We start from the raw sequence: 26,155 nt of genomic DNA, 5'->3' as shown, positions 1-26,155 counted from the left end.
GGATGGAGTAGGTAGCTTATGGGTCGACTGATAGGGCTCTCGACGATCACCCTCGTGCTGAGTGCGTGCATCGGTGATTTGCCCGAGGCCGAGTTTCCCTGCCTTGTGGCTCAGGATCTGTATAACAAATATAACGAGGCTTATGTTTTTTCGCCTCAGGGCGACAAAAAGCGTCAGGCAATGGCACGTATCGTAGCTGTCGAAGAGGACTGCCGAGCAGGGCGAGTTATTGAGAATGGGGAGCCAGCGGGCGCTGGCGTGGCCCCCAATCCAGCATAAATTGAACAGGAATCAGTGAAATGAAAGTGTATGTAGCGTATCGATGGCTAGTGGTTTTGAGCTTGCTCGGCTTTCTTGGGGCTTGCGCAGGCAAGGACAGCACTGTCGTTGACCCGGAGCTTGCACGTTTAGCCGCACGCGCCCAAACGGTCACGATTATTCGGGATGATTTTGGTGTGCCGCATATCTACGCCAAGACAGATGCTAATGCAGTGTTTGGTCTTTTGTACGCTCAGGCGGAAGACGACTTTCCTCGGGTGGAGCGCAATTATTACTGGGCAATTGGGCGACTGGCCGAAGCAGAGGGCGAAGAGGCGCTTTTCAGTGACTTAAGAGCACGGCTCTATATGTCCACGGAAGACGCCAAGGCGGCCTACGCGGCAGCGCCCGACTGGCTTCAGGCCTTGTGTGATGCCTTTGCTGATGGACTTAATTACTACCTTGCAACACACCCTGAGGTGACACCCAAGGTCTTGAGCCACTTCGAACCCTGGATGCCCATGTTCTTTTTTGAAGGATCTATTGGTGGTGACATAGAGCAAATCCCCCTGGATGGTATTCGGGCTTTTTATGGCGAGGGTCGCTCAGTGAGCGTGGCCGCTATGGAGCAGGCGCGGGCGCCCACGCTTGGCTACGAGCAGCACCTGGGTTCTAACGGCTTTGCCGTCGCCGGGGATCGAACACGCTCAGGTAACGCAATGCTGCTGATCAATCCGCATACCTCTCTGTATTTTCGTGGCGAGGTGCATGTTGTCAGCGAAGAGGGTTTGAATGCCTACGGCGCTGTAACCTGGGGGCAATTCTTTGTGTACCAGGGCTTTAACGAACATACCGGTTGGATGCACACATCTACCGGCGTGGATTTTATGGACGAGTTTGTCGAGGAGGTCGTCGAGGGTGCTGATGGTCAGCTGATGTACCGCTACGGGGACGAGCTGCGTCCGGTAGAGGTTTCCCAGGTGACGCTGCGTTACAAAGATGGCGACTCTATGGCTGAGCGTAGCTTTCCAACGTACCGCACTCATCATGGACCCATTACTCACATGCTGGATGGTAAGTGGGTGGCTACCCGGATCAATTGGGATCCGGTTACGGCACTGGAGCAATCCTACGTACGCAGCAAGAAGGATGGGCTCGAGGGTTTTAACGCCATGATGGATCTGCGCACCAATTCGTCGAATAATACTGTCTACGCAGACTCATCCGGCAACATTGCTTACTATCACGGGAACTTCATTCCAAAGCGCAATCCCCAGTTCGATTTCGCAAGACCCGTGGATGGGAGTAACCCCGCGACTGACTGGTTGGGACTGCACAGTATTGATGAGATTGTGACGGTGACGAATCCACCCAATGGCTGGCTGCAAAACTGCAACTCTACGCCGTTTACCGCTGCGGGGGAGTACAGTCCTGATCCGCAGAACTATCCGACGTACATGGCTCCGGATGCGGAGAACTTCCGCGGTATTCACGCCCAGCGCGTGCTCAAAGATGCCTCGGATCTGACTCTTGATGGACTGTTGGATCTGGCCTACGACAGTTACCTGCCGGGATTCGAAGCGCTTATTCCCGGACTCATAGACGCCTACGACGCTCAGGGTGGTGAGTATCCGCTGTTGGCGCCTGCCATCGATGCTCTACGCGATTGGGATCTGCGAGTCAGCAAGGATTCCGTGCCCATGTCACTGGCATATTTCTATGGGATGCAGTTTCGTGAGGATGGTCAGAACCCTCAGGGACTTCGAAGAATGTCCCTGATTAATTATTTTGGCGCTGAGTCCTCCTACGCAGAGCGTTTGTCGGTGTTCGCCTCGGCTGTGAGCCGTCTGCAAAACGATTTTGGTAGCTGGGACATTCCCTGGGGCGAGATCAATCGCTTCCAGCGTTTATCCGGCGACATCAACTTGGCCTTTGATGACGAAAAGCCCAGTCTGCCCGTAGGCCTCGCCTCTGGCGACTGGGGTGCCCTGGCGTCCTATCGGGCCGTGCGCCGCGATACCAAGCGTATCTACGGTGTTTCGGGCAACAGCTTTGTGGCGGTAGTGGAGTTCGGCGATAAGGTCCGGGCCAAGAGTATTCTTGCCGGTGGTCAAAGCGGGAATCCGGGTTCGCCACATTTTTATGATCAGGCGCAAGCCTATGTTGATCGCAACTTTAAAGACGTGGCTTTTTATCGCGAGGACGTGGAGGCACGGGCGGTCCGACAGTACCACCCGGGCGAGCAGTGAACCTGATGAGGGCGCGCAGGCTTAACTCGGCCCGATGACACCGGAGCAAATCGCCAGCACGCTGTTCACCTGCGCCTGCTTTATGGCGCTGGTCGCCTGGGTGTCTTACCGAAAAACCCGCGGTGAAGTGGCGACTCAGGACGGCTACTTTCTGGCCGGTCGAGGGCTGGGTCCGTCATTTATCGCAGGCTCTTTGTTGCTGACAAATCTCTCCGCAGAGCAGTTAATTGGTCTTAATGGCTCTGCTTATGGCTTTGATATGAGCAGTATGGCCTGGGAAGTGACCGCGGCAATTGCCACCATTGCCATGGCGTTCGTGTTTCTTCCCCGATATCTCCGTGGCGCGTTTGTCACTCTTCCTCAGTTTTTGAACGACCGATACGACGACAGCGTTCGTCGTATGACGGTTGTGTTGTTCATGTTTGGCTATGGTCTGATCACCATACCCAGCGTGCTCTACTCGGGCTCTATCGCGGTTTTGCAACTGTTTGATCTGCCGACAATGCTGCAACTGTCCTATAGCCAGTCGCTTGTCTTAACCATCTTTGTCATCGGCTGTATTGGCGCGATGTATGCGGTGTTTGGTGGTCTCAAAGCCGTTGTGGTGTCTGACACACTCAATGGGCTTGGGCTGCTGATCGTTGGCATTGCGGTTCCACTTCTGGGATTTGCGGCGCTGGGCGAGGGGAGTATCGTCAGTGGGCTGCAGACGGTGGCCACTGAGTACCCACAGAAGCTCAACGCCATCGGTGGCCAGGATTCCCCCACACCCTTTGGAACGCTGTTTACGGGAATGATTCTTGCGAACCTTTTTTACTGGTGCACTAACCAATATGTCATTCAGCGGGTGCTGGGTGCCCGGAATCTTGCCGCCGGGCAAAAAGGGGTGCTCCTGTCTGGATTCTTCAAAGTGCTCGTGCCATTTTTTATGATGATTCCCGGGGTTATCGCTTTTCATCTCTATGGGCCGGGTCTTTCATCGATTGATCTTGCTTATCCACGACTCATCAGCGATGTGTTTCCGGTATATGCCATGGGTTTCTTTTTAGCGGTTTTACTCGGTGCGGTATTTAGCTCCTTTAACTCGCTATTAAACAGTGCGGCCACGCTTTTTTGTCTGGATGTCTACGCGCCGTTAAAGCAACGCCCCGTATCGGATAAACACATGGTTCACGTCGCCAAGATTGCGAGCGTGGTTATCGCTGTCTTTTCCTTTTCTATTGCGCCCTTATTGCAGTTTGCGCCGGTGGGGCTGTGGCAAATTATTCGCATTTTCTCGGGGTTCTATAACATTCCGGTCATCGCCATTGTACTGGTAGGGCTTTTTACCGTTCGTGTGCCGGCGCTGGGGGCAAAGATTGCCATCGTGTTTCATGTGGTTGCCTACGGGCTTTGCCAGTTCGTTTTTGATGACTTCATCGACATCCACTTTTTACATCTTTACGCGATCCTGTTTTTTATAGAGGTAGGCATTATGCTTTGGATATCGACCTACCGACCCCGTGCCAGGCCTGCTGAGATGCCTCGCTCAGCGCTTGTGGAGATGACGCCCTGGGCCTACGCAATTCCCTGTGCGAGCACGCTCGCCTCATGTGTGATTGCCCTGTATCTGCTGTTTTCACCCTGGGGTCTTGTGGGTGGTTTTGGCATTACATTCAATGTCGTGATCATCATGCTTGGCTTAGCGAATGTCGCAGTTTGGTGGTGGTTTAAACGACGAGAATACGCATTGGCTCGAGGTGTGATGTGAGGCATTTTTATGATGAATCATCTGGTCTGAAGGCGGCGCGAGCTTCTGCGCACCTTGCCGGGAACCCTGGAGTCAAAAGCGCTGACGACCGGCCGGGGCTGGCCATAGTGGGCGTGGGCATGATGGGTCGGGAGCATATGCGTGTTGCTCACCTGCTGGGCCGGACGGTACTGCGGGGGATTTATGATCAGTCGCCAGCGAGTCTGGAGCTGGCGAGTCATGAGATGGTGCAGCTCAAAGAGCCAGCTCCGTACCACTATCCAAGTTTAGAGGCGGTTTTTGCTGATCCGGCGGTGGATGCGGTGATCATCAGTACACCCAACTACACTCACTGGGAACTCGTGAGAGTGGCGCTAAGCAGTGGTAAAGCGCTGCTCGTTGAGAAACCTATGGCCACCCGTTTGCAAGATGCCCTGTCTATGGTGGAGGCGGTGCGCGACTACCAGGGCTTGTTTCAGCTGGGCATGCAATACCGATTTAAAGCCCAGTATGTGGATCTGTTTGCCGCGGTCAAAAACGACAGGGCACTGGGCGACGTTAAAACCATTAGCATGTCGGAATACCGTCCGCAGTTTTTGGACAAGGTGAAGCAGTGGAATAAGTTCAATGTTTACTCCGGCGGGACTCTCGTCGAAAAATGCTGCCATTACTTCGACCTGATTAACCAAATGGCCGGAGCTTTACCCCAAAGCGTTTATGCAAGCGGGGGTGCGGCCGTGAATTTTTTGGATTTCGACTACGCTGGTGACCGCTCAGACATTGATGACCATGCGTTTGTGATCATCAATTACTGTAATGATATTCGCGCGAGCTTTTGCTTGAACATGTTCAGTCAGGAGCTGTACGAGGAACTGGTGGTGGTTGGCGACAAAGGCAGGGCTGTGGCGTCAGAGAATGCCACCTTCAAACGCGACGAGCCTTCGAGGGGTATTCTACAGCTTGAAGTTACAGGGCATCCTTTGTACACGCCCGTGGACGTGAGCTACCCCCGGGCAATCGAAGAGAGCGGTCATAGCGGCGCCACGTTTTTTGCCCAGGAGTGTTTTCTGGATCGTTTGGCCGGTAGCGAGGCTGATGGCGCTACCGCGATGCAGGGGCTTTGGGCGATCATTGTTGCCAGTGCAGCACAAAAGTCCATGCGCGAAAACGCCGTCGTGGATATCAATGAATTTTTGGGGGACTACGGGACATCAGTCTCTGCATTGGCTGGTGATCGTCAGCGCTCTCCCTCTGTCTGAGGCGAGGTGAGATGTACCGCTGGACTTAATTTTGCATTTGGATGATCGATATGGAAAGCATTGCTGTGGGATCCGGGACCATGCCTCTGGTAGGTTTGGGTTTATGGAAGATTGACGAAGCTGATACCGCGACCGCGGTGGTTGACGCTATCCGCGCAGGGTACCGGCACCTGGACAGCGCCTCGGACTACGGGAACGAAGTGGCGGTAGGGCGAGGCATTAGCACGGCAATAGATGCCGGGCTCTGTCGGCGCGAAGACCTGTGGGTCACGTCCAAGCTATGGAACACATTTCATGATCCCAAGCATGTTGCGGCGGCCTGCCAGCGCTCGCTGGATGATCTGGGACTGGATTATCTCGACCTGTACCTCGTGCACTTTCCCATAGCGCAACCCTTTGTGGATTTTGCTGATCGCTACCCACCGGGTTGGTTTTTTGAGCCACAAGCGGATGCCCCAAGCATGGAGCTCGCGGCAGTGCCTCTGAGCGATACCTGGCGCGCCATGGAAGAATTAGTCGAGCAAGGCCTTGTTCGAGAGATCGGCATCTGCAACTACAACAGCGGGCTGATTCACGATTTGATGACTTATGCGAAGCGGCCACCGGCGATGTTGCAGATTGAGTCGCATCCCTATTTGTCGCAGGAGGCCTTGCTGCGCACTGCGGCGAGCTACAACATCCCGGTTACGGCATTCTCACCCTTGGGCGCGCTGTCCTACGTGGCTCTGGACATGGCCAGTGATAATGAGTCGGTGCTGGACGAGGCCGTGGTTTTAAGTGCTGCACAGCGTGTACAGCGTACGCCTGCACAAGTTGTACTGCGCTGGGCGATTCAGCGAGGCACGGCAGTGATCCCCAAGACCAGCCGTTCTGAGCGTTTGATCGAGAATAGCTCACTGTTTGATTTCAGTTTGAGCGGTGATGAAATGGCCGCCATCTCAGGCCTCAACCGAAATCGCCGTTTTAATGATCCGGGCGTATTTTGCGAGGCGGCGTTTAACAGGTTCCACGCGATTTATGACTGAACTATGGACTTATCAGGGGCCCGGTCCGGGGCAATCGAGTTTTCCCTGCCTGCAAGCAAATTCGGACACTCTGGAAATGGCTGCACTGCTAGCTCAGCTGCGGCAGAAGAAGTCAGAGCTATCGGGTCTTTTGGCGCAGCACGGCGCGCTGCTTTTTCGTGGGATGCCGTTGCTGTCGGCAACGGATTTTGACGCTTTTATTGAAGCCTTTGCCTGGCCGAATTTTCGCTATGCAGATTCACTGTCTAACGCAGTGCGTAGTAATCGTACGGAGCGAGTTTTTACGGCAAACGAGGCGCCTGCTGCGGTAGAAATATTTTTGCATCACGAAATGGCCCAAACCCCGGTTTATCCTTCCAAGCTATTTTTCTTTTGCGAGACGGCGCCCGATAGCGGCGGTGAAACTCCTTTGTGTCGTTCCGATAAATTGCTGGCAATGATGCGACAGCATCAGCCGGAGTTTGTGCAGCGCTGCGCCACAGAGGGTTTGCGTTACACCAATGTTATGCCTCTGGCGGCCGACGCGGCCTCAGGACAAGGTCGAAGTTGGACCAGCACACTCGGTACTGGTGACCGGGATCAGGCAGAACAAAAACTGGCCGGCCTTGGCTATGACTGGTCCTGGCTCGATGGCGGTGATCTGAAGGTCACAACGCCGGTGTTAGCTGCGGTGCGCAAGCTGGCGAGCGGGTCTGAAGTATTCTTCAATCAGCTCATCGCCGCGTATCAGGGTTGGAACGACAACCGTAACAAAGGCGAGAAGTCGGTGAGCTTCGGTGGTGGTGCAGAAATCTCGGCCCAGGACCTCGCGCTGACCTGCGAGTTGGCGCAGGAGATCACCGAAAACGTCGCCTGGCATCGCTCAGATGTAGTCCTGCTCGACAACTTTATGATGATGCATGGGCGTCGACCGTTTGGGGGTTCGCGCTCAATTTTGGCGTCGCTGATCGGAGCGCAATAGGCCTTGAAGCGTTCCTCAGGGTTTTTTGGCTTCACTCTGTTCCTGGTGATTCTTGCCGCGGGTCTATGGCTGTGGACACCAGACAAGCCGCGATCTGAACTTGAGGCTTTGTATCTTGCCAAAGCTTCCGATCTTCGCGATATCGACGGGGTTCGTCTGCATCTTCGAGTGCAGGGTTCCCCGAGTGCTCCCGTACTCATTATGCTCCACGGCTTTGGAGCGAGTTTGCACACCTGGGACGGCTGGGCGGCAGAGCTTGATGATGAGTTTCGGGTGATTCGTTTTGATTTACCCGGATCCGGATTGTCCTATCCTGATCCCGGTAACGATTACTCCGACGAGCGTGCATTACAGCTTATTTGCGCGCTCATGGATGAGTTGGCTGTTGATCGGGCTGCATTCATTGGAAACTCCATCGGCGGACGGCTTGCCTGGCGCATGGCTGCTACTTATCCGCAGCGTGTGTCGGCGTTGGTTCTGGTTTCGCCCGATGGGTTCGCCAGTAAAGGCTTTGAATACTCAAAACCAGCTGAAGTCCCCTACATCATGAACCTCATGCGCTATGTGTTACCCAAGCATGTTCTGAGGATGAATCTAGCACCAGCCTACGCTGATGCAAGTAAGCTTGATGAGGCCGTCGTGACGCGGTATCACGATCTCATGCTGGCCCCCGGTTCCAGAGATGCGCTGCTGCAGCGATTGACGCAGACAGTGCTTGTGGATCCACAGCCGCTACTAAAACAAATCTCTGTTGCGGTGCTGCTGCTATGGGGTGAGTCGGATCGTATGATCCCCATCGAAAACGCAGCGGACTACCAGAGAGTTCTTCCTGATAGCCGCTTGGTACCACTTCCCAAGCTTGGACACGTGCCCCAGGAAGAAGATCCGCTGCGTTCGCTGCCGCCGGTGAGGACGTTTCTACAATCGGCGTTACTGCCTGCTCCTTGAGAAACTTTGGAGCTTAGGCAGCGATGCCGGTATGCCTGAGCAGGGCATCCACCTTGGGTTCTCTTCCCCTAAAGGCCACAAATAAGTTCATGGCATCATCCGAGCCACCGCGCTCGAGAATGCTCTCCAGGAATGCCCGGCCGGTTGTTTGGTTGAACACGCCATCTTCTTCGAACTTGGAGAAGGCATCAGCGGACAAAACCTCGGCCCATTTGTAGCTGTAGTAGCCTGCGGCGTAGCCACCGCCGAACACGTGAGAGAACGCATGGGGAAAGCGATTCCAGCTTGGGGCCGGGTTCACCGCAACCTGCGATCTAACTTCTTCGAGGATATCGTAGATGCGGTCGGCGTCGGCGGGGTCGTATTCCAGATGCATACGAAAATCAAAGATCGCAAACTCCAGTTGGCGAGCCATCATCATGCCGGACTGAAAATTCCTGGCGGCGAGCATGCGCTCGTAGAGATCGTCTGGAATGGGTTCGCCGGTTTCGTGATGTGCAGCAAATAGATTCAGCGCTTCGCGTTCCCAGCAGTAGTTCTCCATAAACTGCGAGGGCAGCTCCACCGCGTCCCAGGCAACACCACTGATTCCCGCAATATCCGGGTAATCCACGCGGGTGAGCATATGATGGAGTCCGTGCCCGAATTCGTGGAACAAGGTCTCCACTTCACGATGGGTAAGCAGTACGGGAGCATCACCAACTGGCGGTGTGAAGTTGCAGGTCATATAGGCCACGGGCGCTTGTTCCAGTGTGTCGGTCTTCATACGAGACTGGCAGTCCGCCATCCAGGCTCCCCCGCGTTTGTTCTGGCGAGCGTATAGATCAAAGTAAAATTGACCGCGCACGCTGCCATCGGGATTACGGATTTCGTAGAAGCTTACGTCGGGATGATAAGTCTCTACATCGGTGACGAGATGGAAGCTCACAGCAAATAGTCGGCCCACAACTTCAAACATTCCGGGAATGACACGGTTTATGGGGAAGTAGGGTTTTACCTCTTCTTCGCCGATATTGTGCCGGTGCTGGCGAAGCTTTTCGCTAAAATAGGCAATGTCCCAAGGCTGCAGTTCGGCGTGGGAATGATGCTCTGCGGCGTAGTCTTTAAGATCGGCAAACTCTGCCTCTGCCTGCGCTTTGGAACGCTTGGCCAGGTCATTGAGGAAGCCCATGACTTCGTCAGTACTGCGAGCCATCTTGGTAGCGATAGAGCGCTCCGCGTAATTCCTGAAGTCCAGCAGCTGTGCTGCTTCGTGGCGTAGTGCAAGAATTTCGCGCATGTTTTGAGAGTTATCGAACTGGCCTGCGTGGGGGCCCTCGTCGCTGGCGCGAGTGGCAAAAGCTCGATACATCTCTTCGCGTAACGCTGGGTCCACGGCATAGGTCATAACGGGCTGATAGGACGGGAAGTCCAGAGTCAGCAGATAGCCCTCAAGCCCGCGCTGCCGGGCAGTCTGTCTGGCCAAATCGATGGCGGCCTGGGGCAGGCCTTCCAGCTCTGCACTGCTTGCAAGCTCTTTACTCCAGGCGTTGCCCGCATCCAGCACTTTGTTTGAGAAGTCGCTGGAAAGCGCTGACAGGGCTTGCTGTATCTCTTTAAAGCGTTGCTGCTTGTCCTGGGGGAGATCCACTCCGGACAAACGGAAGTCGCGCAGGATGTTTTCCAGCACTTTGCGTTGTTCGGCATTCAATGCTTCGCCGCCTTGTGCCACTGCTTTATAAGCCTCAAAAAGCCGACTGTTCTGGCCCATCTCAGTATTGAACTGAGAAAGCTTTGCAAGACAAGCACTGTGTGCTTCGCGCAGCTCCTCGCTGTTAAGAACGCCGTTGAGGTGCGAAACCGGCGACCAGGCACGTGACAGCTTGTTGTCCAAAAGCGCCAGTGGTTCAACCAATGTCTGCCAGTCGGGTTTTTCAAGGGATTCCAGCAGGATCTCGATCTTCTCGCGGTTGAGTGCGAGCAGGGAATCGATGGCCGGTTCCACATGCTCCGGCTGTATGACCGAAAACTGCGGCAGGGGACTGTCTTGTAGTAGTGGATTGGACATTGCGAATTCTCTATTTTTAAGCAAGCCGGGGATTTTGCCACGAAGCGACGCACATTGCGTATTTGCTTTAGAATTCTATAAAAAAAGCGAGGTAAGTTGTCATGTCAGATAAGCATCAGGACTTAAATGAAGGTGCGTCAGAACCGGGAAATGATGAGCAGGGAGGAGAGTTGGAGCTGTTTGCGCTACCCACGACTTCTCAAAGCATGCCTCGTGTTTTTGGAAGCCCCCGGCGTTATGTGCAGGCACCTGGCGTAATTGCCCAAACCGGGGCCTATCTTGGCAAACTTGGCTTCGAGTCCTGTGCGGTCTTACTGTCAGCTCGTAGTCAGAGAGCGGAGGGCGCAGTGCTTTTAAAGAGTCTTGCGGATGCTGGCGTGCCAGCGACCATTTTGACCTTTGGTGGGGAGTGCTCTTTTGCCGAGATTGAGTCCCATGCCGATGTTCTTCGCGCGCAGGAGACCCCTCCGGCAACGGTGATTGCTCTGGGTGGCGGTAAGGTTGTTGATGCCGGTAAATGTATTGCCCACAGATTAAACGTACCGGCCGTGGTGGTGCCGTCGCTGGCATCTAACGATGCGCCCTGTTCGGCCGCTTCGGTGATTTACACGCCGGAAGGCGTATCAGAGACCTTTGAGGTGTTTGCCGAAAATCCCGCCTTGGTTTTGGTTGATACTGCGGTCATTGCCGCCGCTCCTGCCAGATATCTTGTGGCGGGCATGGGCGATGCCATGGCCACTTGGTACGAGGCCCGGGCATGCTCGCTGAACCCTAACGCCTTCACAACCTTTGGAGCCAGTCCAACGCTTGCCGGTGCCGCCATTGCAGAGCTTTGTGCCAAGACTATTTATGCGGACGGTGAGGCCGCGCTTGAGGCCTTGGCAACGGGAGTCATTGATGATGCTCTGGAGCGTATTGTTGAAGCCAACACCCTGTTAAGCGGTATTGGCTTTGAGTGTGGAGGCTTGGCCGCTAGCCATGGCTTTGCGCAGGCCTATACTGTGATCGAGCATGTGCATCAGCGATACCTGCATGGAGAAATGGTCGCTATGGGGGTTTTGGCACAGCTGGCTCTTGAAGGTTGGGACGATGAAGCAAGGCGCGCTACGGAGTTCTTTGCGCAGATTGGCTTGCCCGTACACCTTGGGCAGCTATCTTTGTCACCGGATGACCATAGTAGTATCGAAGCTGTTGTTACTGCGGCTTTGGAGTTTCCCTTTATGGCGAATATGCCTCAGGAGGTGACGGCCGAGAAACTACATGCTGCGATCCTCACCGCCGATACCTTGGGCCGAGAGGTGATCGAGGCGCGGGGACATGCGGCCTATTTAGAGATTCATGGTGATGATTAAGAACGTGAGCAGCAGGTATCTACTTATTGCACTGGTGGCTGTGACGAGCTCTCTAAGCTGGGCTGAGGCCGATGAGGACCCGTCTAATGCGCATGCTTCTGCAGAACATGAAGTCGCTTCGCATACCCAGAGCAGCCCGGGCCATCTCGCCTTTCCGCATCATACGTTGGGTGTGTTTATTGGTGACACTACGGAAACACGGCGAAATCAGGGCTTAACGTTGGGCCTTGAATACGAATATCGTATGAATGAGCAATTTGGTGTCGGAGCCATTTTTGAGCATGTCGGTGGAGATTTTCACACCAACGTGGCGGTGTTACCGGTAGCGGTGCACCGAGGGCCGTGGAAGCTGTACGCGGGGCCGGGTCTTGAGGACTCAGAAGAAGAGGGCTCCGTTTTTCTCGTGCGTGTGGGACTGGAGTACGGGTTTCATTTTGATGCCTATGAGGTCTCGCCACAGATCGACGTGGATTTTGTGGATGGCGAACATCTATTTATCTTTGGTGTCACCATCGCCAGAGCGTTCTAGTTCCTTTAACTGCTTGACGCGTTCCACACCCTTTTTGCGTTGGGCGTAGATGACGTCGAGTTTGGTTTGAATGGCAGACCGCTCTTGCGGGTCCAAGGTAATCAGCAGTTGCTCCTTAAGCGAGGCCTCTTTGCGTTTGAGTGCTTTGAGCACTCCGAGCACTTTGTTGGTTGCCTTAAGTTCCCGATATTGTGTTGTTTCATCCGCGTCCAGAAACTCGCCGAGACGATTGAGCAGTTTCTTTGCTTTCATCGTGCGACTCCATGAGTGGCCCTAAAGTCTGAGCATTTTTTGAGTCGGTGGTTATTTTTCCAATAGTTCATTGATGTCCTCATTGCTCAGAGCAAGGCTCTCTGATTCGGGGCGCCAATCGGCGCTTCGAAGAATCGCAAGGGCGCGCAGCAAGCTATTTCCAATATTCTGGGCGTAGTCTTCGTCGTTCATCACTGACGTGACGATGGATACGGGTATTTTTCGCTGGCGAATCGCATCATCTAAATCTAAAAGCAGTTGTTTGGCGATCTTTTCCTGCTCCAGTTTGGCCACGTCCAGAGATAGCACCGCCAGCTCTCCAGGCTCTTCTCGCAGTGCTTTTCGAATCTCGCGTAAAAGCTGGGCTATCTGCAGGCGGATCTGGTTATAACGCGCACGTACTGAGGGGTTTGACGAGAGTCCGTGGCGCCGTAAATTCTTGTGCAGATGCTTCATGGCTTTAACGGCTTCTACGATACTTCGACTTGCCCGACGTAATTCAAAAAGGCGTTCGTTAGCTGAGGCGTTGGACTCCCGCGCCTGTGCGCTGGCAATGAACGCAATGATCTCAGTATGCAAACCCTTGATACTGGCTTCATAGTCGTCATCCACATCAATGAGAAAAATCCGTCGGGTTTGCTCCACGGCTTTGCTCAAAGATTCCTCAGAATCGATGGTTTGGCGGCGCAGACTCAGTCCATGTGCCAATAAGCCGAAGGCGTTTTCCATTAGGTGCTCGACTTCTTTACTCACTGCATTCACTGCGGTCGCTGGTGTTTCCAGAGCCTCGGCAAACAGGAACTGTGGATATTGGGCCCCCTGGGGATGGGCGTTGATGAGTCTTTGCAGGAGCTGTTCCAGTCGATTGACGAAGGCAACAAAGCCGGTCACGCCCAAAATGTTAAACAGAGAATGAAATAGCGCCAGCTTAAGCAATGCGTCATCGCCGGGTATCCCAAGCGTTAGCGCGAGCATGTCCACAAGCTTTGCCAGCTGGGTAATGAAGAATATGGCGAATAACGCGGTAATCAGGTTGAAAAGCACGTGAAATGCCGCGAGACGCTTGCCGCCAATATTTGATGAAAGGCTCCCCAGCACGATGGTGATAGTGCTTCCAAGGTTTGCACCAATAGCCAGTGCCAGGGCGTTTTCGTAGCTGACCTGGCCGGCAGCCAGGGCAGTGATAATAATCAGGAGCGTGGCGTGACTCGACTGCATGACCACGGTGATGAGCATACCGATGCAGGTGTAGACGACGACGCCGACAAAGCCTGCAATTGCATAGGCAGAGAGATCGAAACTGCCTTGAAAGGCCTCAAAGCCGATCTTCATGTAATGAATGCCCAGGAATAAAAAAGCGAAGCCCAGCATTACATCGCCCAGCGCTTGCACAGTGCGGGTTTGTCGCAGTCGAAAGAGCACGCCAAACACCAGCACGGGCATGGCATAGGCGGCGATGTTCACCTTGAGGCCGAAGCCGGCGATGAGCCAGGCGCCGGTGGTAGTGCCTATGTTGGCTCCCATGATGATTCCCATGCCAGCAGCGAGGGTAATCATTTCGGCACCGACAAAAGACACGGTAATCAGCGACACCAGAGAGCTTGATTGCATCATAGTGGTGCTGACCACACCAAAGCTCAGGCTTTTCCATAGTTTATCCGTAGAGATTTGCAGCGCTGCCTCCAGGGGGCCGCCGGTAAAGAACTTAAAGCCCGCCTCCAGGCAAAGCATGCCAAACATGAAAAGGGCGATGCCGGCAGCTATTTCTACGAAGTCTGTGCTCATCCATAGTGCGTAGGCGAGTGCCAGCAACAGCACGGGAAAGGTGAATTTACGAGTCATCGGCTTTGGCTTGACCGCGCTGAAACACAGCGCAGCCTGTTGCGCTTCACTGGGGAGGGGCGGCGTGGAGGGGTGCCAGCATCATTGGAGCAATGCATACGCGATTGCGTCCCTGGCTTTTCGCGAGGTAGAGCGCTTTGTCAGCCTCTGCCACGAGCGATTCCACCGTGGCATTTTCCATGAGCACCGATATTCCAACGCTAATGGTGATGTTTTTGGAGAGCTCAAAATCTGTTTTCTCGATGGCTCGGCGAACTTTTTCTGCCGCGTTTCTCGCCTGTTCAAGGTCTGTCTCCGGGCAGATCACGAGGAATTCCTCTCCACCCCAGCGGCCTAATATATCGGATGCGCGCAGATTTTCTTTGATCTTCTGACACAAAGTAACCAGTACTTTGTCGCCGGTGAGATGGCCGTATTGATCATTCACGTGCTTAAAAAAGTCGATATCCATGAGCAACACCGATAGCGGTCGCTGGTATCGGTTTGCGCGTTCCAGCTCTGCAGAAAGCGCCGCATCCAGTGCCCGACGATTATAGGTATCGGTGAGTTTATCCACCGAGGCGATGTGGTCGAGTTCCGCGTTTTTGGCTTCCAGTTCTCGAGTGCGCTCTGTGACCTGAGATTCGAGGTTTCGACTTAGTTCTCGATAATCGGCTAACAGTTCTCGTTCACGCACATTTTCGCGGCGGAATGCTTCAGCTGCTTTGAACAGATCACCAATCTCGTCTTTTGTAAGCTCCGCGCCAATGATTTTCTCTTCAGAGCCCTGCGTGAGTCTGTGAAACACAGCGGACAGATTCTTAAGCGGTGAAGTGACCGAGTTCAACAGCCAGAAGAACATCGGGATACTCAGCAACAGAACGAACGCGGTCAGTGAAAAAACCCAGACATAAAAGTTTTGGCGGTTGCTTTGCATAGAGGTTTGTAGGGCAGCAATTTCTTCGTGCACCTCTGCAGCAACATTGCTGGCAAGGTACTCCATTTCTCGCGCTTCCGAGGGCAGTACAACGTTAACAAGGTAGGCATAGCTCCGGATGCGCTGAATATTTGCATAGAGAGAGTTCTCCAAGCGATCAATACTGAAGCTGCCGACAGCTGTATTTTGAGTTTCCTCCAGGGCGCCGAAGGTGCTCGCGAGATGGCCCTTGAGTTCATCGAGATGTGCCTCGGCATCAGAAATTCTTTGAGAGTCCGAGGTGACAAAGTAGGCGAGGAGTGTCGCTTCAATAGTCGAAATGTGGTCGTTGATGCTATTGATCTGCCCTGCGCCTGGGTAGTCCACTGTGTTGTTGGTAGTAGGTGCAGATACTCTCAAGTTTGCGAAGTCGCTAATCAGAGCGTTTGCGATGTCACTGCGTGATGTTGCCACAAGATTGAACGCATCCAAAAATGCGTTTAAGTGGGTATCGACATCATCTATTCGTTCCTGATTTAAGCAGCTACGCTCCCGGCAGGCAGCAATCTCGTTAAGCCATAGGTCGATATTGTTAGTGACATACTCACGCGCTGAATCGTGGCCCAGGTATACATATCGCGTTGCGGCCAGCTGCAGCGCCGTCGAAGCAAGAGTCAGATCGTTAACAAAGTCTAATTTTGCACCTGCGATCTGCAGTTCATTACTTTGTTTGGAGCTAAAGTTGACGGCGACATAGGTCATGGACACCAGGGTCAACACAGCGACCAGACTAGTGACAAATGCGGCGGCAAGCCGGACCCGTAGCGGCAAATGACTGAGAACGCCGCGCTGCTTGAGGCTTAATTCAGGCGATGACAAACTCATTCCAGCGTTGAACCGTGAGGTCAAAAGTTGGCATTACGGTGTTCCAAACGGCGATGTTCGAGAAGCGCTGGGTGTAACTGCCGCCGCGACGCTTCTCACCGGGTTGAACGGTTACATTGCCGTCCGGTCCAGTCAACGGACCACTGGCGGCGTGTCCCTCATACCAGTAATTCCACTCATGCTCAGGCATCAGGCCTTTAGAGCGTGAGGGATTACTGATGTAGTAGCCTTGGCGACTTATAAACGCACCCGGCCAGCCTGACAGCCACCAGTTCATATACTGGTAGGCTGCATCCTCTTGCTCGCCTCGGGTTTCGCGGGAGAGGCACATTACGCCTTGCCAGGCTCGGTAGCCTTCTTTTGGAGCAGCGTAAAGACAGCGCGTTCCGGCGCTGCGGACCATGGATACGCCGGGAGAAAACATACTTTGTACGTCCACCTCGCCGCGAGTCATTAGCTTGGCCGAATGCGGGACCGAGTTCCAAAATCCACGAAAATGCCCGTCGGCTTTGAAGCGCATGAGAATATCGAAGAGCTGGTTGACCTCCTCACGACTCATGTTACCGATATCATCAAAGGCCATAAGTCCCCGGGCCTGTGCCGCGAGAGCTAGATCAAACACACCTATACTCGGCGCGTTAACAATCGCCACGCGCCCCCGATGTTGTGGGTCCAGAAGCCAGCCCCAACTCTCGCTTTTGTAGGGCTCCCCTTCGGGGATACGATCGGGGTTGTAACCCAAAGAGTCTGCGTTATGCACGTAAGGCAGGTACGCTATCTCACTTGTGGGGGTACTGCCCAAAGAACCGTCGGCCTGTACATACAGGAGCAGGTGCGGCGCATCACCGGCACCGATCGCATCGTTCGGTGACAATCGCCCGGTTTTACTCAGCGGATTGATTTCGTCCCAGTATTCAATACGACCCGGATCGATCGTTTGTATCGCGCGTGACTGCCAAAGCACGCGCATGCTGTTTGACCACTGCTCGTAAAGGTCAAAGCTGGAAGGGTCCATGGAAGCTTTGAATAAGACCTGCGCGCTGCCGCCGGGACTGAACTGCAGGTTGATACCCAGATCCTGCTCCGCGCGCTGTCGTATGGGTTCTTGTAGCGTTACATGCGTACCTAGTACGCGCACCGTCGGTTTGGCGTCGCGCGCCGAGATGATGGCGGGGAACCCGAGGCTACTCGCTGCCAGGAGAGAACCCGCCTGCTTAAGAATTCTTCGCCGCCCTGGCTCCGGACGTTTGTTGTTCGTAACCATGTCACCATTTGGCCATGTTGGCACCGGTTTCTACAATATAGCCGCTGGAAAAGCTTTGCGATGGTTTTTTGGTCGTTGATTGATGCACATCAACAGGTCGGGACCGTTGTTGGCCTGATAGCCCGATTTGAGTGCCAAATTAGCGCCCGAATGTCGCGCCGACTTCAGGCGTAGACGGTGATCGTCAGAACCGTTTGCTGATTAGGAACCCGAGGGATCCTCAGGACTATTGGGATCCTCCGGATCTTCGGGGTCCTCAGGATCTTCCGAATCTTCCGAATCTTCCGGATCTTCCGGATCTTCCGGATCTTCAGGATCCTCCGGATCTTCGGGATCCTCAGGGTCTTCTGAATCTTCCCCGTCTTCGAGCTCAGACTCCAGGAAGTTTCCGCTCAGATCGAAGACAAGCTCAGTACCGTTGGTCAGATAGACCTCAATTTCGTTGTCATCGGTATCACGCTCACTAAAGGCGATATCTGCGTTCGGGAAGTTCGCGCTGATGTAGTTCAGTATGTTCTGTGGCAGTTCATTGGTGTCGAGCCGCTCCTCATCATCGTCACTGAACTCCCGATCACCGTCCAGGGCTGTGGCAAACTCAAACTCCACCTCCTCGGCAAAACCATCGCTGGGGTTACCGTCACTGACGCTCACAAGCGCACCGTTGTTCAGATTGGCAAAAAACTGCGCACTGCTAATGGCGTTGTCCGCAGAGTTTTCAAAGTCCGCTTGGGTCACATCAAAGGTAACCCCCAGCAGGGTGACACTCAATCCATCAATAAAGCTTTGCACCGGTGCCTGTAGCTCGCTCTCATTATCGTCGTCATCACGATCCACACGGGTCGCTATAAGCCCGCCGGTGCTGTCGAGCGCTTCTACTTCCAGGTAGTCGCCGATCGCCAGATCTGCAATCTTGAGATACTCTATGCCATCGCGGTCGTCATCAAAGAGCGTGCGTGCATCGGTGTCCACGTTGATGATGGTCCCGGCAAACTCGAAGCTCAGTTGGGTGTCGCTGATACCACTTAGTGGCGCTTCGATCTTGATCCGGCCGCGCCGTACGCTAATTGCAGTCGCGATCACCCGCTCGCCATTCCAGGTGCCGCTGACCTCCACAATAAGGCCATTGCCCAAGGCGAGTTCTCCGATATTCAGCGAAGCATTAGCTGCATCGATTGGTAGCCCCTCTACCGTGAAGCCACTGACGCCATCGAAGTCGGCAACGGTGCCTTCCACTGTAATCTGGTCATCGACCTGCAGGGACGTGAGCGCTGCACCGCGGCCTTCAATCTCGCTTGCGCGAATCACGCCATCAATGAGTTCACCTTCCACCTTGACGAAGATGCCGTCGGCAAGTCCCGTGTTGGGCAGATCGCTGAGTACTGCATCACCAGCATCGACGCTTTGTGTGCCGATGCTAAATGCCTGACCCAGTAGATTGCTGATAATGCCGCTGAGCTTCACGCTCCCGTCAATGGTGTCTTCGCCGCTGACTCGCGTTGCGCGCAGGCGACCGTCACTATCCAGATAGCCGGATATTTCGACCACATCGCCCGCGGCGATGCCATCAAAGCTACTCTCTTCAAAGACGGTGCTGGTGCGTTCGATAATGACGCTTTGTCCTAGTACTGTAATACGCGCACTGCTGTTGTCAGCATTGCGCTCAATGGTCGTGACGGGACCCTCAAGCTGGGGGTCGTAATCGACCCGCTGGGCTGTGCCGTTTACACCATCTTCCTCAACAGTGCCCGATACAGAGACCACCATGCCGAGTCCCAGCTGATCTTCGCTGGCGGGCGCGCCATTAATGAAGATCTCTGCATCGTCCACATCAAAACGTACGCCGTTCACAAAGATGCTGCCGGTACCGGTTATGGTGCCGCTGCTGGTTAGGCCCGTGCCGCCAATACCACCACCGCCACCGCCCGGTGCGCTGACGACACCTGCCAGCAGTCCGCCGCCGCCTCCACCGCCGCAAGCGCTGAGGCAAAGAAGACTCCCAGCTGTAAAAAGATGTAGGGCTCTGCGCGAGGCACTGGGATCAAAGGAGCGCTTCATGGCTTGTGGTCCTCGTAAATGGTGTCGTCGTAGTAGTAGATGCCGATAGAGACATATCTTGCTCGTTCAATGGAATCGTCACTGGGGTCTATATCCACCTCATGGGCCGTCAGCCAGGCGTGATATTCCTCTAGCAGTTCCTGGGACTTTCTGTTCGACAGCTGCTTGAACTCCTCCAGCGCATTGGCCGAAATACTGCCGTTAGAGACTTTGCGCTGAAATACGCGCGCTGCGCGCTCATGTGTGAGGTTGTGGTCAATGCTGGTGATGATTTCTGCCACGTCGTTCCCGAGAATATTGATACTCGCGGCGGGGGTCTGGGTCGGAAGGTAGGCACGCTCAACAAGTCGTACGCCCTGTTCGTCACTGATGACTGTGCCACTGCTCTCCAGTGCTGAGAGCATGGCGGCCACCGGAACATCACCCGAGTACTCTTTGACTAACAGTTCAAAGCTTTTGTCTCCCTGTAGCGGGAGAATCTCAGGCTCACCGTCAGTACTTGCAAACCTGGGATCGGTGGTCCACCCCGTGATTACACGAACAGCCCGGTTGTAGCGCCGGTCGCTATCCAGACCGGTATCGACATCGAGCTCCGCTAAACGCGATGCTTCTTTTCGCGTCAGCCCGGTCATTGCGGCAACACTGGAAATGCTGCTGCGTTTTCCCGAACTTCGCAGTTGCTGGAGGCTTTCGTCCACAAAGGCTTTGCGTGCAAGCTCGGCAAAAGTTCCATAGGCCATGCCGTGATGTAACATTACGCGGGCAAGCGGTCTGAGAATCCTGAAAATTGCGCTGCTAAGTGCGCTTTGAGTATCGTTGTTCATAATTGGGATTATTTTCCCAAATACGGACATTGTCAACACTAATCTTTTTTAGAAGGTCGAAAGTGAGCCCTGGACCATACTTTGCCGTCGAGTCCCTGCGGGTCCAAATTGACCGACCTTAAGTCTGTTAATAAGAGTCCATCCAAGCTTCTGGGCGCGCTCCAGCAGATCCTGCCCGAAGCCCAGCTTGATGTTCAGTCTGTATTGCCTGAGCACACACTGTTGTTGTTGCTTATTCGCGATGTACTGTCCCAGCGACATCTGGACGCGGACACTTCGCGTCGCGTAATGGATAACCCTTTGTATTGGATCCTCTGCTGGGCATCGGGACGTGTTCTAGCTGCTTATATTCTTGAACACCCTGAACTTGTGCGCGGTCGTCGGGTATTGGATTTTGGCTGTGGCTCGGGGGTGGTGGCGATTGCTGCAGCGATGGTCGGCGCAAAGGAGGTCATTGCCTGTGATATTGATCCTCTGGCACTAAAAGCTACTGCATACAACGCAGCACTGAATGCCTGTAGCGTGACCTTATGCGATGACTTTGAGGCGGTGCGGGGCCCTGTGGATCTTATTCTCGTGGCCGACGTTCTCTATGACCGGGCAAATCTTGTCTGGCTTGATCGCTTTATTGCCCGTGCTGATACGGTTCTTGTGGCGGATTCCCGGGTTCGCAACTTTGACGTCCCGCCGTACCAAAAGATCTGCGAGCAAGACAGCTGCACGGTCCCCGATATGGACGAGGCCCGGGAGTTTAATCGAGTCTCGCTTTACACCGCGAGTGTGCAAAGCAATTCTGCGGCCAGGGGCGAGTGACTGTATGATTCATCCCCACGCAACTTAGAAGAAAGTGAATTCCTCATGCGCCGTTGGTTAGCTCCATTGTTTTTGTTCGTATTCAGTAGCAGCGTCTGGGCCTGGTCGGATCATGCCAGTTTGCTGTGGCCGTTGGTTCGAACTCAGCCAGATTTGCTTGAGCCCTCTTTACAGGTGGAGTCCCTCGAGGAGTTCGTGCGCTCGGAAGCGACGGGTCTTGCCGCGATGCTGAGTCGCCACGAAGCCATGTCCCGAGAGAGCTTTGCTTACTATGCGCCCCGTCCTGACGCCCTGGCGTTTCAGGCTGGTGCCGAGGACTTGCGCAACGCCTTTTTGCGCGCCATCCGTGTGAATCCTACCCTGGGGTATTCGCTGTACCGTCAAACCACCGTGGAAGACCCCTCTATCGCTCCTGGTTTGGTGAAGAGCTTTGATGAGTTGAGCTTTTTGAACGGTGGTGTGTCCCATGAGTCCATCGTTTATGTTGCGCTGACCGCTGGGGAGCTTGTGGCGCCGGCTCATGTGCTGGCCAGTGGTAGTGACGAACCAGATTTTGGTCTGGACATTGGTCTGTTCGAAGACAATGACACCGACTTTGCTGCGGACTATGGATTTGGTACGCAGCCCTTTGGTAACCCCAATCTGGACTACAGCTCTCAGGCGCCCTTTCATATGGGCTTTTATCATCTGGACTGGGTCACGCGTAAAGCACAGCCGGATCTTTTGCGGACCTATCCCGAGTGGCGCGTCTCTTTGTACAGGGCATTGTCCCGGTTTGCTTTTGAGACGGGTCACGACTATTGGGGCTGGCGATTTGCCGGCTGGGGACTCCATTACATCGGCGACCTTACGCAGCCCTACCACGCCCAGCCACTGCCTGGCGTGAACACCGCAGAGGCTTTGTGGGCTGTGGCGATGGGGAAGAGCAACGAGGCAATCCAGTTGGTCTCAAATCGTCACGGTGTTTTGGAGTCTTACCAGTACCAGCGCGTGCAAAAGTCGCTCGATCAAAAGGAATGGGACAGCACTATTCTGGCGGCGATTGCCACTGCTGTGGACGTTCCCGAATTTGACGAGTCCACTGTGCGAGAGGTGCTCACCATAGAGAGCGTGGCGTTGGGTGGCGAGCTTGACGAAGTATTGGAAAAGAATATGCCGCCGCGTTACGTCTCGGATCCTGCCTTTGAGTGGAGTGGATCTGGAGAAGAGGCGGCCATCGTTGTGACCGTGGCCAGTGATCGGGGCGAGCAGGCGATTGCAACACTGGATTCAGAGGTGGCCAAGCACATGCTGCGCTTCTCCCGTTTTTCCCAGGCCTGGATAAATGATGCGCGAAGCGCCTGGTTGTCGGACCTCTGGTTGTCAGATACACCGGCAGCGGAGCTCACGCCATGAGTATGGCGGAGTCCTTGAACGTATTTGGAGAGCCTCTGCAGGCCTGCAGTCACGATCCGGTAACCGGCTTTTTTCGCGATGGGTGCTGCAATACATCCAAGCTCGATGGCGGCTCGCACACAGTGTGTGTGGAGCTAACGCAGGAGTTTTTAGAGTTTTCGCGAAGTCGCGGCAATGATTTGATGACCCCCGTGCCCGAGTATGGATTTTTGGGGCTCAAGCCAGGCAATCGCTGGTGTCTGTGTGCAACGCGCTGGTTAGAGGCACATCAGCAGGGTAAAGCCCCGCGGGTGTATCTGCAGCGGACCCATCAGGCGGCGACTGATATCGTGCCCATGGAGGTTTTGCGCGGCCACGCCCTGGACGTGAGTTAGCCAAGGGCTGGTTGAGCATCAGCATTGCGACCTGCGGTTGCTCGAAGCAATTATCCGGTCTAGTCTGCGTAGTCTTCTTAATAATTTCTCCTCACAGGATGTCTCTACATGACTGACACACGCGACTTCGATATTTTGGTTTTTGGCGCTACCGGTTTTACGGGTCGCTTAATCTGCGAATATTTAAACGAAACCTACGGCAGCAATGCGGAGTTTCGCTGGGGGATGGCGGCGCGAAATCTGGCGAAACTGGAGCAGCTTCGCGATGAGTTAGGGATTGATTCCAGCGTCGCTCTGGTGGTGGCCGATAGTGAGGATAAGGCGAGCATCGATAAGATGGCAGGCTCTACACGCGTCCTGCTTAGCGCCGCGGGACCCTACCAGCAGTATGGAAGCACCGTGGTCGATTCCTGTGCCCGACTTGGCACGGACTACGTTGATCTCAACGGTGAGCCGCTGTGGATGAAGGACATGATTGCTGCGCATGACGACACTGCGCGGGAAAGCGGCGCGCGCATCGTGTTTTCCTGTGGCTTCGATTCGCTACCTTCAGACCTTGGAGTGCACTTACTGGAGCAGGTGGCCAGTGCAAAGTTTGGCGCGCCTTTGCCCCGGGTGAAGTGCCGCGTTAAAGCGATGCGCGGCACGGCCTCAGGTGGAACCGTGGCCTCGTTCACCGCCACTATGGCGTCGGTGAAAGCGAACCCCGCGCTGTTTGCAGATCTTGCCAATCCCTTTGTGCTTACGGAGGGGTTCGTTGGTCCCGAGCAGCCCGCCGGAAACGAAATGCTGTTTGAAGAGGATCTGAACAGCTGGTCAGGTCCCTTCATCATGGCCACGATTAATACCAAAAATGTGCATCGCTCCAATCAACTGCTTGGCCACGCCTACGGCACTGATCTGGTCTATGACGAAATGATTCTGCTTGGCGAAACCAAGCCTGAGGCGGCCGGTGGCGATATGTCGCTGGACATGACCCTCAAGCCGGGAGAGGGACCAAGCAAGGAAGAGCGAGAGGCTGGTTTTTACGACATTCTCTACGTGGGCAGCAATGATGCCGGTGATAGTGCCACGGTGCAGGTCTATGGTGATCGTGATCCCGGTTATGGCTCGACCTCCAAAATGATTGCCGAGGCGGCGGTGTGCTTATCCCAAACGCCCAAAGCCCACGGTGGTTGTTTTACCGCCGCAGCGGTGATGGGCGATGCTCTGCGTCAGCGATTGCAGGATCACGCGGGGGTTAGCTTCACCGTCCTGTAGTAAGACAAAACACCAGACCGGGGCTCCGTGGCTGGCATGTGAGCGTCGCTTAAAGAGCCTGCGCTTTCGTTTTTGCCGGTAGCACGCTCAATTGGTGCTCAAGCCAGTAAAACCAATCGTCCTGAAGAGACTGCAAACCTCCGGGGTAATTCCGGAGGCTTTCCCTGAGGTCAGCTCTGGCATCGCAGCGCTCCATGTAGGCTTGTTGCACCACGCGCTGGAGGGTGCGCCGTCCGTCTTGTGATTGCAGCATAAAAGTGATGAAAGACCAGGCGCTGGCATAGCGCCTTTGTGCGTCCTGCTGCATCCATTCCTTTCGCGACAGCGCCGTCATATCCGAGATGCTCACAGGTCCCTGGCGGCGCAGCAATTGTATGTGCAGAGGGTTATGTGCAAAGCGCACGCCGTTATCAACGACATCCAGTGTTTCGTAGTACTCGGCCAATCCCTCATTCAGCCAGGGAGGTGTTGCCCCCAGATGCGATGCGGTCACCAGGTGAGAGACTTCGTGAAAGGCATTGCCCAGCGCCGTGCTGCGATATTTGGGCGTGTACAGGATGAGCGCTTCATTGCTGCGCATGCGATAAAAGCCTGTAGTCGTCCAGTCCTCGGCGCTAGGTTTGCCGTAGATTTCCCGGAACTGCTTGTCGTCACCCACAAAGCGAATGTTGATGCGAGAGTGCAATAAGGCTTCTTCGCCCAGCCATTCTCGCCACTGCGCATAGGCGGCATCTGCACCCAGGGCAATTTTTTGCTCCAGATCGGCAGGTAGAGCAGCTGCTTGGGCTTGCACGGCAATAGAAAAGGGTTCTGACGTTGTTGCTGAAACAGCACTGGACTGACTGCAGTGTGGTGCGGCGAGTGCCAGAACCTCAGGCGCGGGAGGCTGGTCCCACAGATGCCTCGTGGCGGCTCCCAGAAAGAGAGCGCCGCAAAAAACCAGTGCCGTAATGCCCCACGCATTGACTGCCATCGCGAATCGATTGTGCTTGTTCTTGCGAAGCATCCCGGCCTGACAATTACCGCGGCCTTAGCCGGGCAGTACTTCCTGGTAATCCCGGGTGATACGTTCCAGTCGCTCCTGTACTGCTGGCCAAAAATCCGGGTGAGTGAACAGATAAAACGTGCTCGTTTCCATGCCGCGCACAACGCGCTCGGCAAGGGCCTCCACGCTGATACCTTCCTTGGCGATGATTTCGCCGACTTTGCTCATGCCGTCGGTACTGCCCGATGCGTTGGCGGCTTCTTCTGCGTCCGGGTGGTTGCGGCGGCTCTCAGCAATACGGGTCTTGACCCACGCCGGGCAAAGTACTGATATTTCGATAGAAGAACCTTGCAGCTCGTGTCGCAAAGCTTCGGAGTAGCCCACAACCGCAAACTTGGTGGCACAGTAGGCGGCCATGCCGGGGTTGGCTACGTGGCCTGCCAGGGAGGCGGTGTTGATGATGTAGCATGGCTCGCCCAGGGCACGCATGGCCGGCAAAAAGAACTCAATGCCATAGACCACGCCCATGAGGTTCACATCGACCACCCATTGCCAGTCTTGCAAAGGTGTCTCGCCCGCAGGGAAATGTCCCCCACCAACGCCGGCATTGTTAAACAGAAAGTTCACCTTGCCGTGTTTGGCCAGCGTTCGCTGTGCAATCTCTCGGTAAGCATCGGCGTCACGAACATCCAGTACTTCTGTATAAACCTCAATGCCCTCGCTGCGCAGCTCCTGTGCGGTTTTATTCAGGGTGTCCGCTTCTACATCGGCGAGGACCAGAGTCATTCCCTGACGACCCAGTGCACGGCCTACGCCCAGACCTATACCCGCGGCGCCGCCCGTGATGAATCCCACGGTGTTTTCGAAGTTGTTCATACGTCGTCCTTTAGCTTGGCAAGCTGCGCACAATAAGGGAGACACCGCGACGGGTCCAGAGCGTATACTCGCAGGACA

22 protein-coding genes are annotated in these 26,155 nt (G+C 54.7%); 13 read left to right on the top strand and 9 right to left on the bottom strand.

Translation table 11 applies throughout. From position 1 onward, the window contains the following. The first annotated feature begins 18 nt into the window (after positions 1-18). Genes R0135_RS08060 through R0135_RS08030 form a run of 7 tightly spaced genes read left to right on the top strand, consistent with a single transcriptional unit; the run spans position 19 to position 8,429 of the window. On the top strand, positions 19-279 hold the full coding sequence (locus R0135_RS08060; RefSeq protein ID WP_407349742.1) for a hypothetical protein: 261 nt from the start codon (positions 19-21) through the stop codon (positions 277-279). Between the two features lie 20 nt (positions 280-299). Then, positions 300-2,507: an acylase gene (locus tag R0135_RS08055; protein WP_407349741.1), complete on the top strand. Its 2,208-nt coding sequence runs from the start codon at positions 300-302 to the stop codon at positions 2,505-2,507. 34 nt (positions 2,508-2,541) lie between these two features. Continuing rightward, positions 2,542-4,257 (top strand): solute:sodium symporter family transporter, encoded by a 1,716-nt coding sequence (locus R0135_RS08050; protein ID WP_407349740.1) that lies wholly within the window; start codon positions 2,542-2,544, stop codon positions 4,255-4,257. Then, the gene (locus tag R0135_RS08045) at positions 4,254-5,495 is read left to right on the top strand and encodes a Gfo/Idh/MocA family protein (protein ID WP_407349739.1); all 1,242 of its coding nucleotides are present in this window, start codon (positions 4,254-4,256) and stop codon (positions 5,493-5,495) included. The genes R0135_RS08050 and R0135_RS08045 overlap by 4 nt, the downstream gene beginning before the upstream one ends. Positions 5,496-5,545: 50 nt before the next feature. After that, entirely contained in the window at positions 5,546-6,520 is a 975-nt protein-coding gene (locus R0135_RS08040) for an aldo/keto reductase (RefSeq protein ID WP_407349738.1), read from the top strand. Continuing rightward, positions 6,513-7,481, top strand: a complete 969-nt coding sequence (locus tag R0135_RS08035; RefSeq protein ID WP_407349737.1) for a TauD/TfdA family dioxygenase — start codon at positions 6,513-6,515, stop codon at positions 7,479-7,481. Before R0135_RS08040 ends, R0135_RS08035 begins: the two co-directional genes overlap by 8 nt. Positions 7,482-7,484: 3 nt before the next feature. After that, the gene (locus tag R0135_RS08030; protein ID WP_407349736.1) at positions 7,485-8,429 is read left to right on the top strand and encodes an alpha/beta fold hydrolase; all 945 of its coding nucleotides are present in this window, start codon (positions 7,485-7,487) and stop codon (positions 8,427-8,429) included. Positions 8,430-8,442: 13 nt separating this feature from the next. Here R0135_RS08030 and prlC read toward each other — a convergent pair whose 3' ends face one another. Beyond that, the gene (prlC, locus tag R0135_RS08025; RefSeq protein WP_407349735.1) at positions 8,443-10,476 is read right to left on the bottom strand and encodes an oligopeptidase A; all 2,034 of its coding nucleotides are present in this window, start codon (positions 10,474-10,476) and stop codon (positions 8,443-8,445) included. Between the two features lie 101 nt (positions 10,477-10,577). On the opposite strand from prlC, the gene R0135_RS08020 reads away from it, so the two are divergent. After that, positions 10,578-11,828, top strand: a complete 1,251-nt coding sequence (locus R0135_RS08020; RefSeq protein WP_407349734.1) for a glycerol dehydrogenase — start codon at positions 10,578-10,580, stop codon at positions 11,826-11,828. Continuing rightward, positions 11,821-12,357 (top strand): hypothetical protein, encoded by a 537-nt coding sequence (locus R0135_RS08015; protein ID WP_407349733.1) that lies wholly within the window; start codon positions 11,821-11,823, stop codon positions 12,355-12,357. The genes R0135_RS08020 and R0135_RS08015 overlap by 8 nt, the downstream gene beginning before the upstream one ends. On the opposite strand, the gene R0135_RS08010 is transcribed toward R0135_RS08015, so the two are convergent. From R0135_RS08010 to R0135_RS07985, 6 genes are all read right to left on the bottom strand, one after another. Further along, the gene (locus tag R0135_RS08010; RefSeq protein ID WP_407349732.1) at positions 12,319-12,609 is read right to left on the bottom strand and encodes a hypothetical protein; all 291 of its coding nucleotides are present in this window, start codon (positions 12,607-12,609) and stop codon (positions 12,319-12,321) included. The two genes, R0135_RS08015 and R0135_RS08010, sit on opposite strands and share 39 nt — an antisense overlap. 51 nt (positions 12,610-12,660) lie before the next feature. After that, positions 12,661-14,451 carry a Na/Pi cotransporter family protein gene (locus tag R0135_RS08005; protein ID WP_407349731.1) on the bottom strand — a complete coding sequence of 597 codons (1,791 nt, stop codon included), beginning with the start codon at positions 14,449-14,451 and terminating at the stop codon, positions 12,661-12,663. A gap of 46 nt (positions 14,452-14,497) precedes the next feature. Continuing rightward, on the bottom strand, positions 14,498-16,231 hold the full coding sequence (locus tag R0135_RS08000; protein WP_407349730.1) for a diguanylate cyclase: 1,734 nt from the start codon (positions 16,229-16,231) through the stop codon (positions 14,498-14,500). Continuing rightward, positions 16,212-17,495 carry a PotD/PotF family extracellular solute-binding protein gene (locus R0135_RS07995; RefSeq protein WP_407349729.1) on the bottom strand — a complete coding sequence of 428 codons (1,284 nt, stop codon included), beginning with the start codon at positions 17,493-17,495 and terminating at the stop codon, positions 16,212-16,214. Before R0135_RS07995 ends, R0135_RS08000 begins: the two co-directional genes overlap by 20 nt. 201 nt (positions 17,496-17,696) lie before the next feature. Then, positions 17,697-19,550 carry a DUF5666 domain-containing protein gene (locus R0135_RS07990; protein ID WP_407349728.1) on the bottom strand — a complete coding sequence of 618 codons (1,854 nt, stop codon included), beginning with the start codon at positions 19,548-19,550 and terminating at the stop codon, positions 17,697-17,699. Beyond that, positions 19,547-20,374, bottom strand: a complete 828-nt coding sequence (locus R0135_RS07985; protein WP_407349727.1) for a DUF6502 family protein — start codon at positions 20,372-20,374, stop codon at positions 19,547-19,549. The genes R0135_RS07990 and R0135_RS07985 overlap by 4 nt, the downstream gene beginning before the upstream one ends. A 108-nt stretch (positions 20,375-20,482) precedes the next feature. Between R0135_RS07985 and R0135_RS07980 the strand changes: the two genes are divergently transcribed. The 4 genes from R0135_RS07980 to R0135_RS07965 all read left to right on the top strand — a co-directional run bounded on the left by R0135_RS07980 (position 20,483) and on the right by R0135_RS07965 (position 24,216). Continuing rightward, positions 20,483-21,187: a class I SAM-dependent methyltransferase gene (locus tag R0135_RS07980; RefSeq protein WP_407349726.1), complete on the top strand. Its 705-nt coding sequence runs from the start codon at positions 20,483-20,485 to the stop codon at positions 21,185-21,187. A 45-nt stretch (positions 21,188-21,232) separates the two neighbouring features. Beyond that, positions 21,233-22,582, top strand: coding sequence for a hypothetical protein (locus R0135_RS07975; protein WP_407349725.1), 1,350 nt, complete (start codon positions 21,233-21,235; stop codon positions 22,580-22,582). After that, positions 22,579-22,956, top strand: a complete 378-nt coding sequence (locus R0135_RS07970) for a DUF2237 family protein (RefSeq protein WP_407349724.1) — start codon at positions 22,579-22,581, stop codon at positions 22,954-22,956. The genes R0135_RS07975 and R0135_RS07970 overlap by 4 nt, the downstream gene beginning before the upstream one ends. Before the next feature lie 108 nt (positions 22,957-23,064). Next, positions 23,065-24,216: a saccharopine dehydrogenase family protein gene (locus R0135_RS07965; RefSeq protein ID WP_407349723.1), complete on the top strand. Its 1,152-nt coding sequence runs from the start codon at positions 23,065-23,067 to the stop codon at positions 24,214-24,216. Positions 24,217-24,265: 49 nt separating this feature from the next. Here R0135_RS07965 and R0135_RS07960 read toward each other — a convergent pair whose 3' ends face one another. Then, positions 24,266-25,189: a DUF1570 domain-containing protein gene (locus R0135_RS07960; protein ID WP_407349722.1), complete on the bottom strand. Its 924-nt coding sequence runs from the start codon at positions 25,187-25,189 to the stop codon at positions 24,266-24,268. 57 nt (positions 25,190-25,246) lie between these two features. Then, positions 25,247-26,077 (bottom strand): SDR family NAD(P)-dependent oxidoreductase, encoded by an 831-nt coding sequence (locus R0135_RS07955; RefSeq protein ID WP_407349721.1) that lies wholly within the window; start codon positions 26,075-26,077, stop codon positions 25,247-25,249. Between the last annotated feature and the right edge of the window lie 78 nt (positions 26,078-26,155).

The organism is Congregibacter variabilis (genome assembly GCF_045689235.1).
GTDB classification, from domain to species: domain Bacteria; phylum Pseudomonadota; class Gammaproteobacteria; order Pseudomonadales; family Halieaceae; genus Congregibacter; species Congregibacter variabilis.
This window is presented reverse-complemented; position numbering and strand designations above follow the sequence as displayed.

Excerpts from the sequence above, each read along its gene's own strand:
- R0135_RS08060 (WP_407349742.1), top strand. The coding sequence starts at position 19 with ATGGGTCGACTGATAGGGCTCTCGACGATCACCCTCGTGCTGAGTGCG.
- R0135_RS08055 (WP_407349741.1), top strand. The coding sequence starts at position 300 with ATGAAAGTGTATGTAGCGTATCGATGGCTAGTGGTTTTGAGCTTGCTC.
- R0135_RS08050 (WP_407349740.1), top strand. The coding sequence starts at position 2,542 with ATGACACCGGAGCAAATCGCCAGCACGCTGTTCACCTGCGCCTGCTTT.
- R0135_RS08040 (WP_407349738.1), top strand. The coding sequence starts at position 5,546 with ATGGAAAGCATTGCTGTGGGATCCGGGACCATGCCTCTGGTAGGTTTG.
- R0135_RS08035 (WP_407349737.1), top strand. The coding sequence starts at position 6,513 with ATGACTGAACTATGGACTTATCAGGGGCCCGGTCCGGGGCAATCGAGT.
- prlC (WP_407349735.1), bottom strand. The coding sequence starts at position 10,476 with ATGTCCAATCCACTACTACAAGACAGTCCCCTGCCGCAGTTTTCGGTC.
- R0135_RS08020 (WP_407349734.1), top strand. The coding sequence starts at position 10,578 with ATGTCAGATAAGCATCAGGACTTAAATGAAGGTGCGTCAGAACCGGGA.
- R0135_RS08015 (WP_407349733.1), top strand. The coding sequence starts at position 11,821 with ATGATTAAGAACGTGAGCAGCAGGTATCTACTTATTGCACTGGTGGCT.
- R0135_RS08010 (WP_407349732.1), bottom strand. The coding sequence starts at position 12,609 with ATGAAAGCAAAGAAACTGCTCAATCGTCTCGGCGAGTTTCTGGACGCG.
- R0135_RS08005 (WP_407349731.1), bottom strand. The coding sequence starts at position 14,451 with ATGACTCGTAAATTCACCTTTCCCGTGCTGTTGCTGGCACTCGCCTAC.
- R0135_RS08000 (WP_407349730.1), bottom strand. The coding sequence starts at position 16,231 with ATGAGTTTGTCATCGCCTGAATTAAGCCTCAAGCAGCGCGGCGTTCTC.
- R0135_RS07995 (WP_407349729.1), bottom strand. The coding sequence starts at position 17,495 with ATGGTTACGAACAACAAACGTCCGGAGCCAGGGCGGCGAAGAATTCTT.
- R0135_RS07990 (WP_407349728.1), bottom strand. The coding sequence starts at position 19,550 with ATGAAGCGCTCCTTTGATCCCAGTGCCTCGCGCAGAGCCCTACATCTT.
- R0135_RS07985 (WP_407349727.1), bottom strand. The coding sequence starts at position 20,374 with ATGAACAACGATACTCAAAGCGCACTTAGCAGCGCAATTTTCAGGATT.
- R0135_RS07975 (WP_407349725.1), top strand. The coding sequence starts at position 21,233 with ATGCGCCGTTGGTTAGCTCCATTGTTTTTGTTCGTATTCAGTAGCAGC.
- R0135_RS07970 (WP_407349724.1), top strand. The coding sequence starts at position 22,579 with ATGAGTATGGCGGAGTCCTTGAACGTATTTGGAGAGCCTCTGCAGGCC.
- R0135_RS07965 (WP_407349723.1), top strand. The coding sequence starts at position 23,065 with ATGACTGACACACGCGACTTCGATATTTTGGTTTTTGGCGCTACCGGT.
- R0135_RS07960 (WP_407349722.1), bottom strand. The coding sequence starts at position 25,189 with ATGGCAGTCAATGCGTGGGGCATTACGGCACTGGTTTTTTGCGGCGCT.
- R0135_RS07955 (WP_407349721.1), bottom strand. The coding sequence starts at position 26,077 with ATGAACAACTTCGAAAACACCGTGGGATTCATCACGGGCGGCGCCGCG.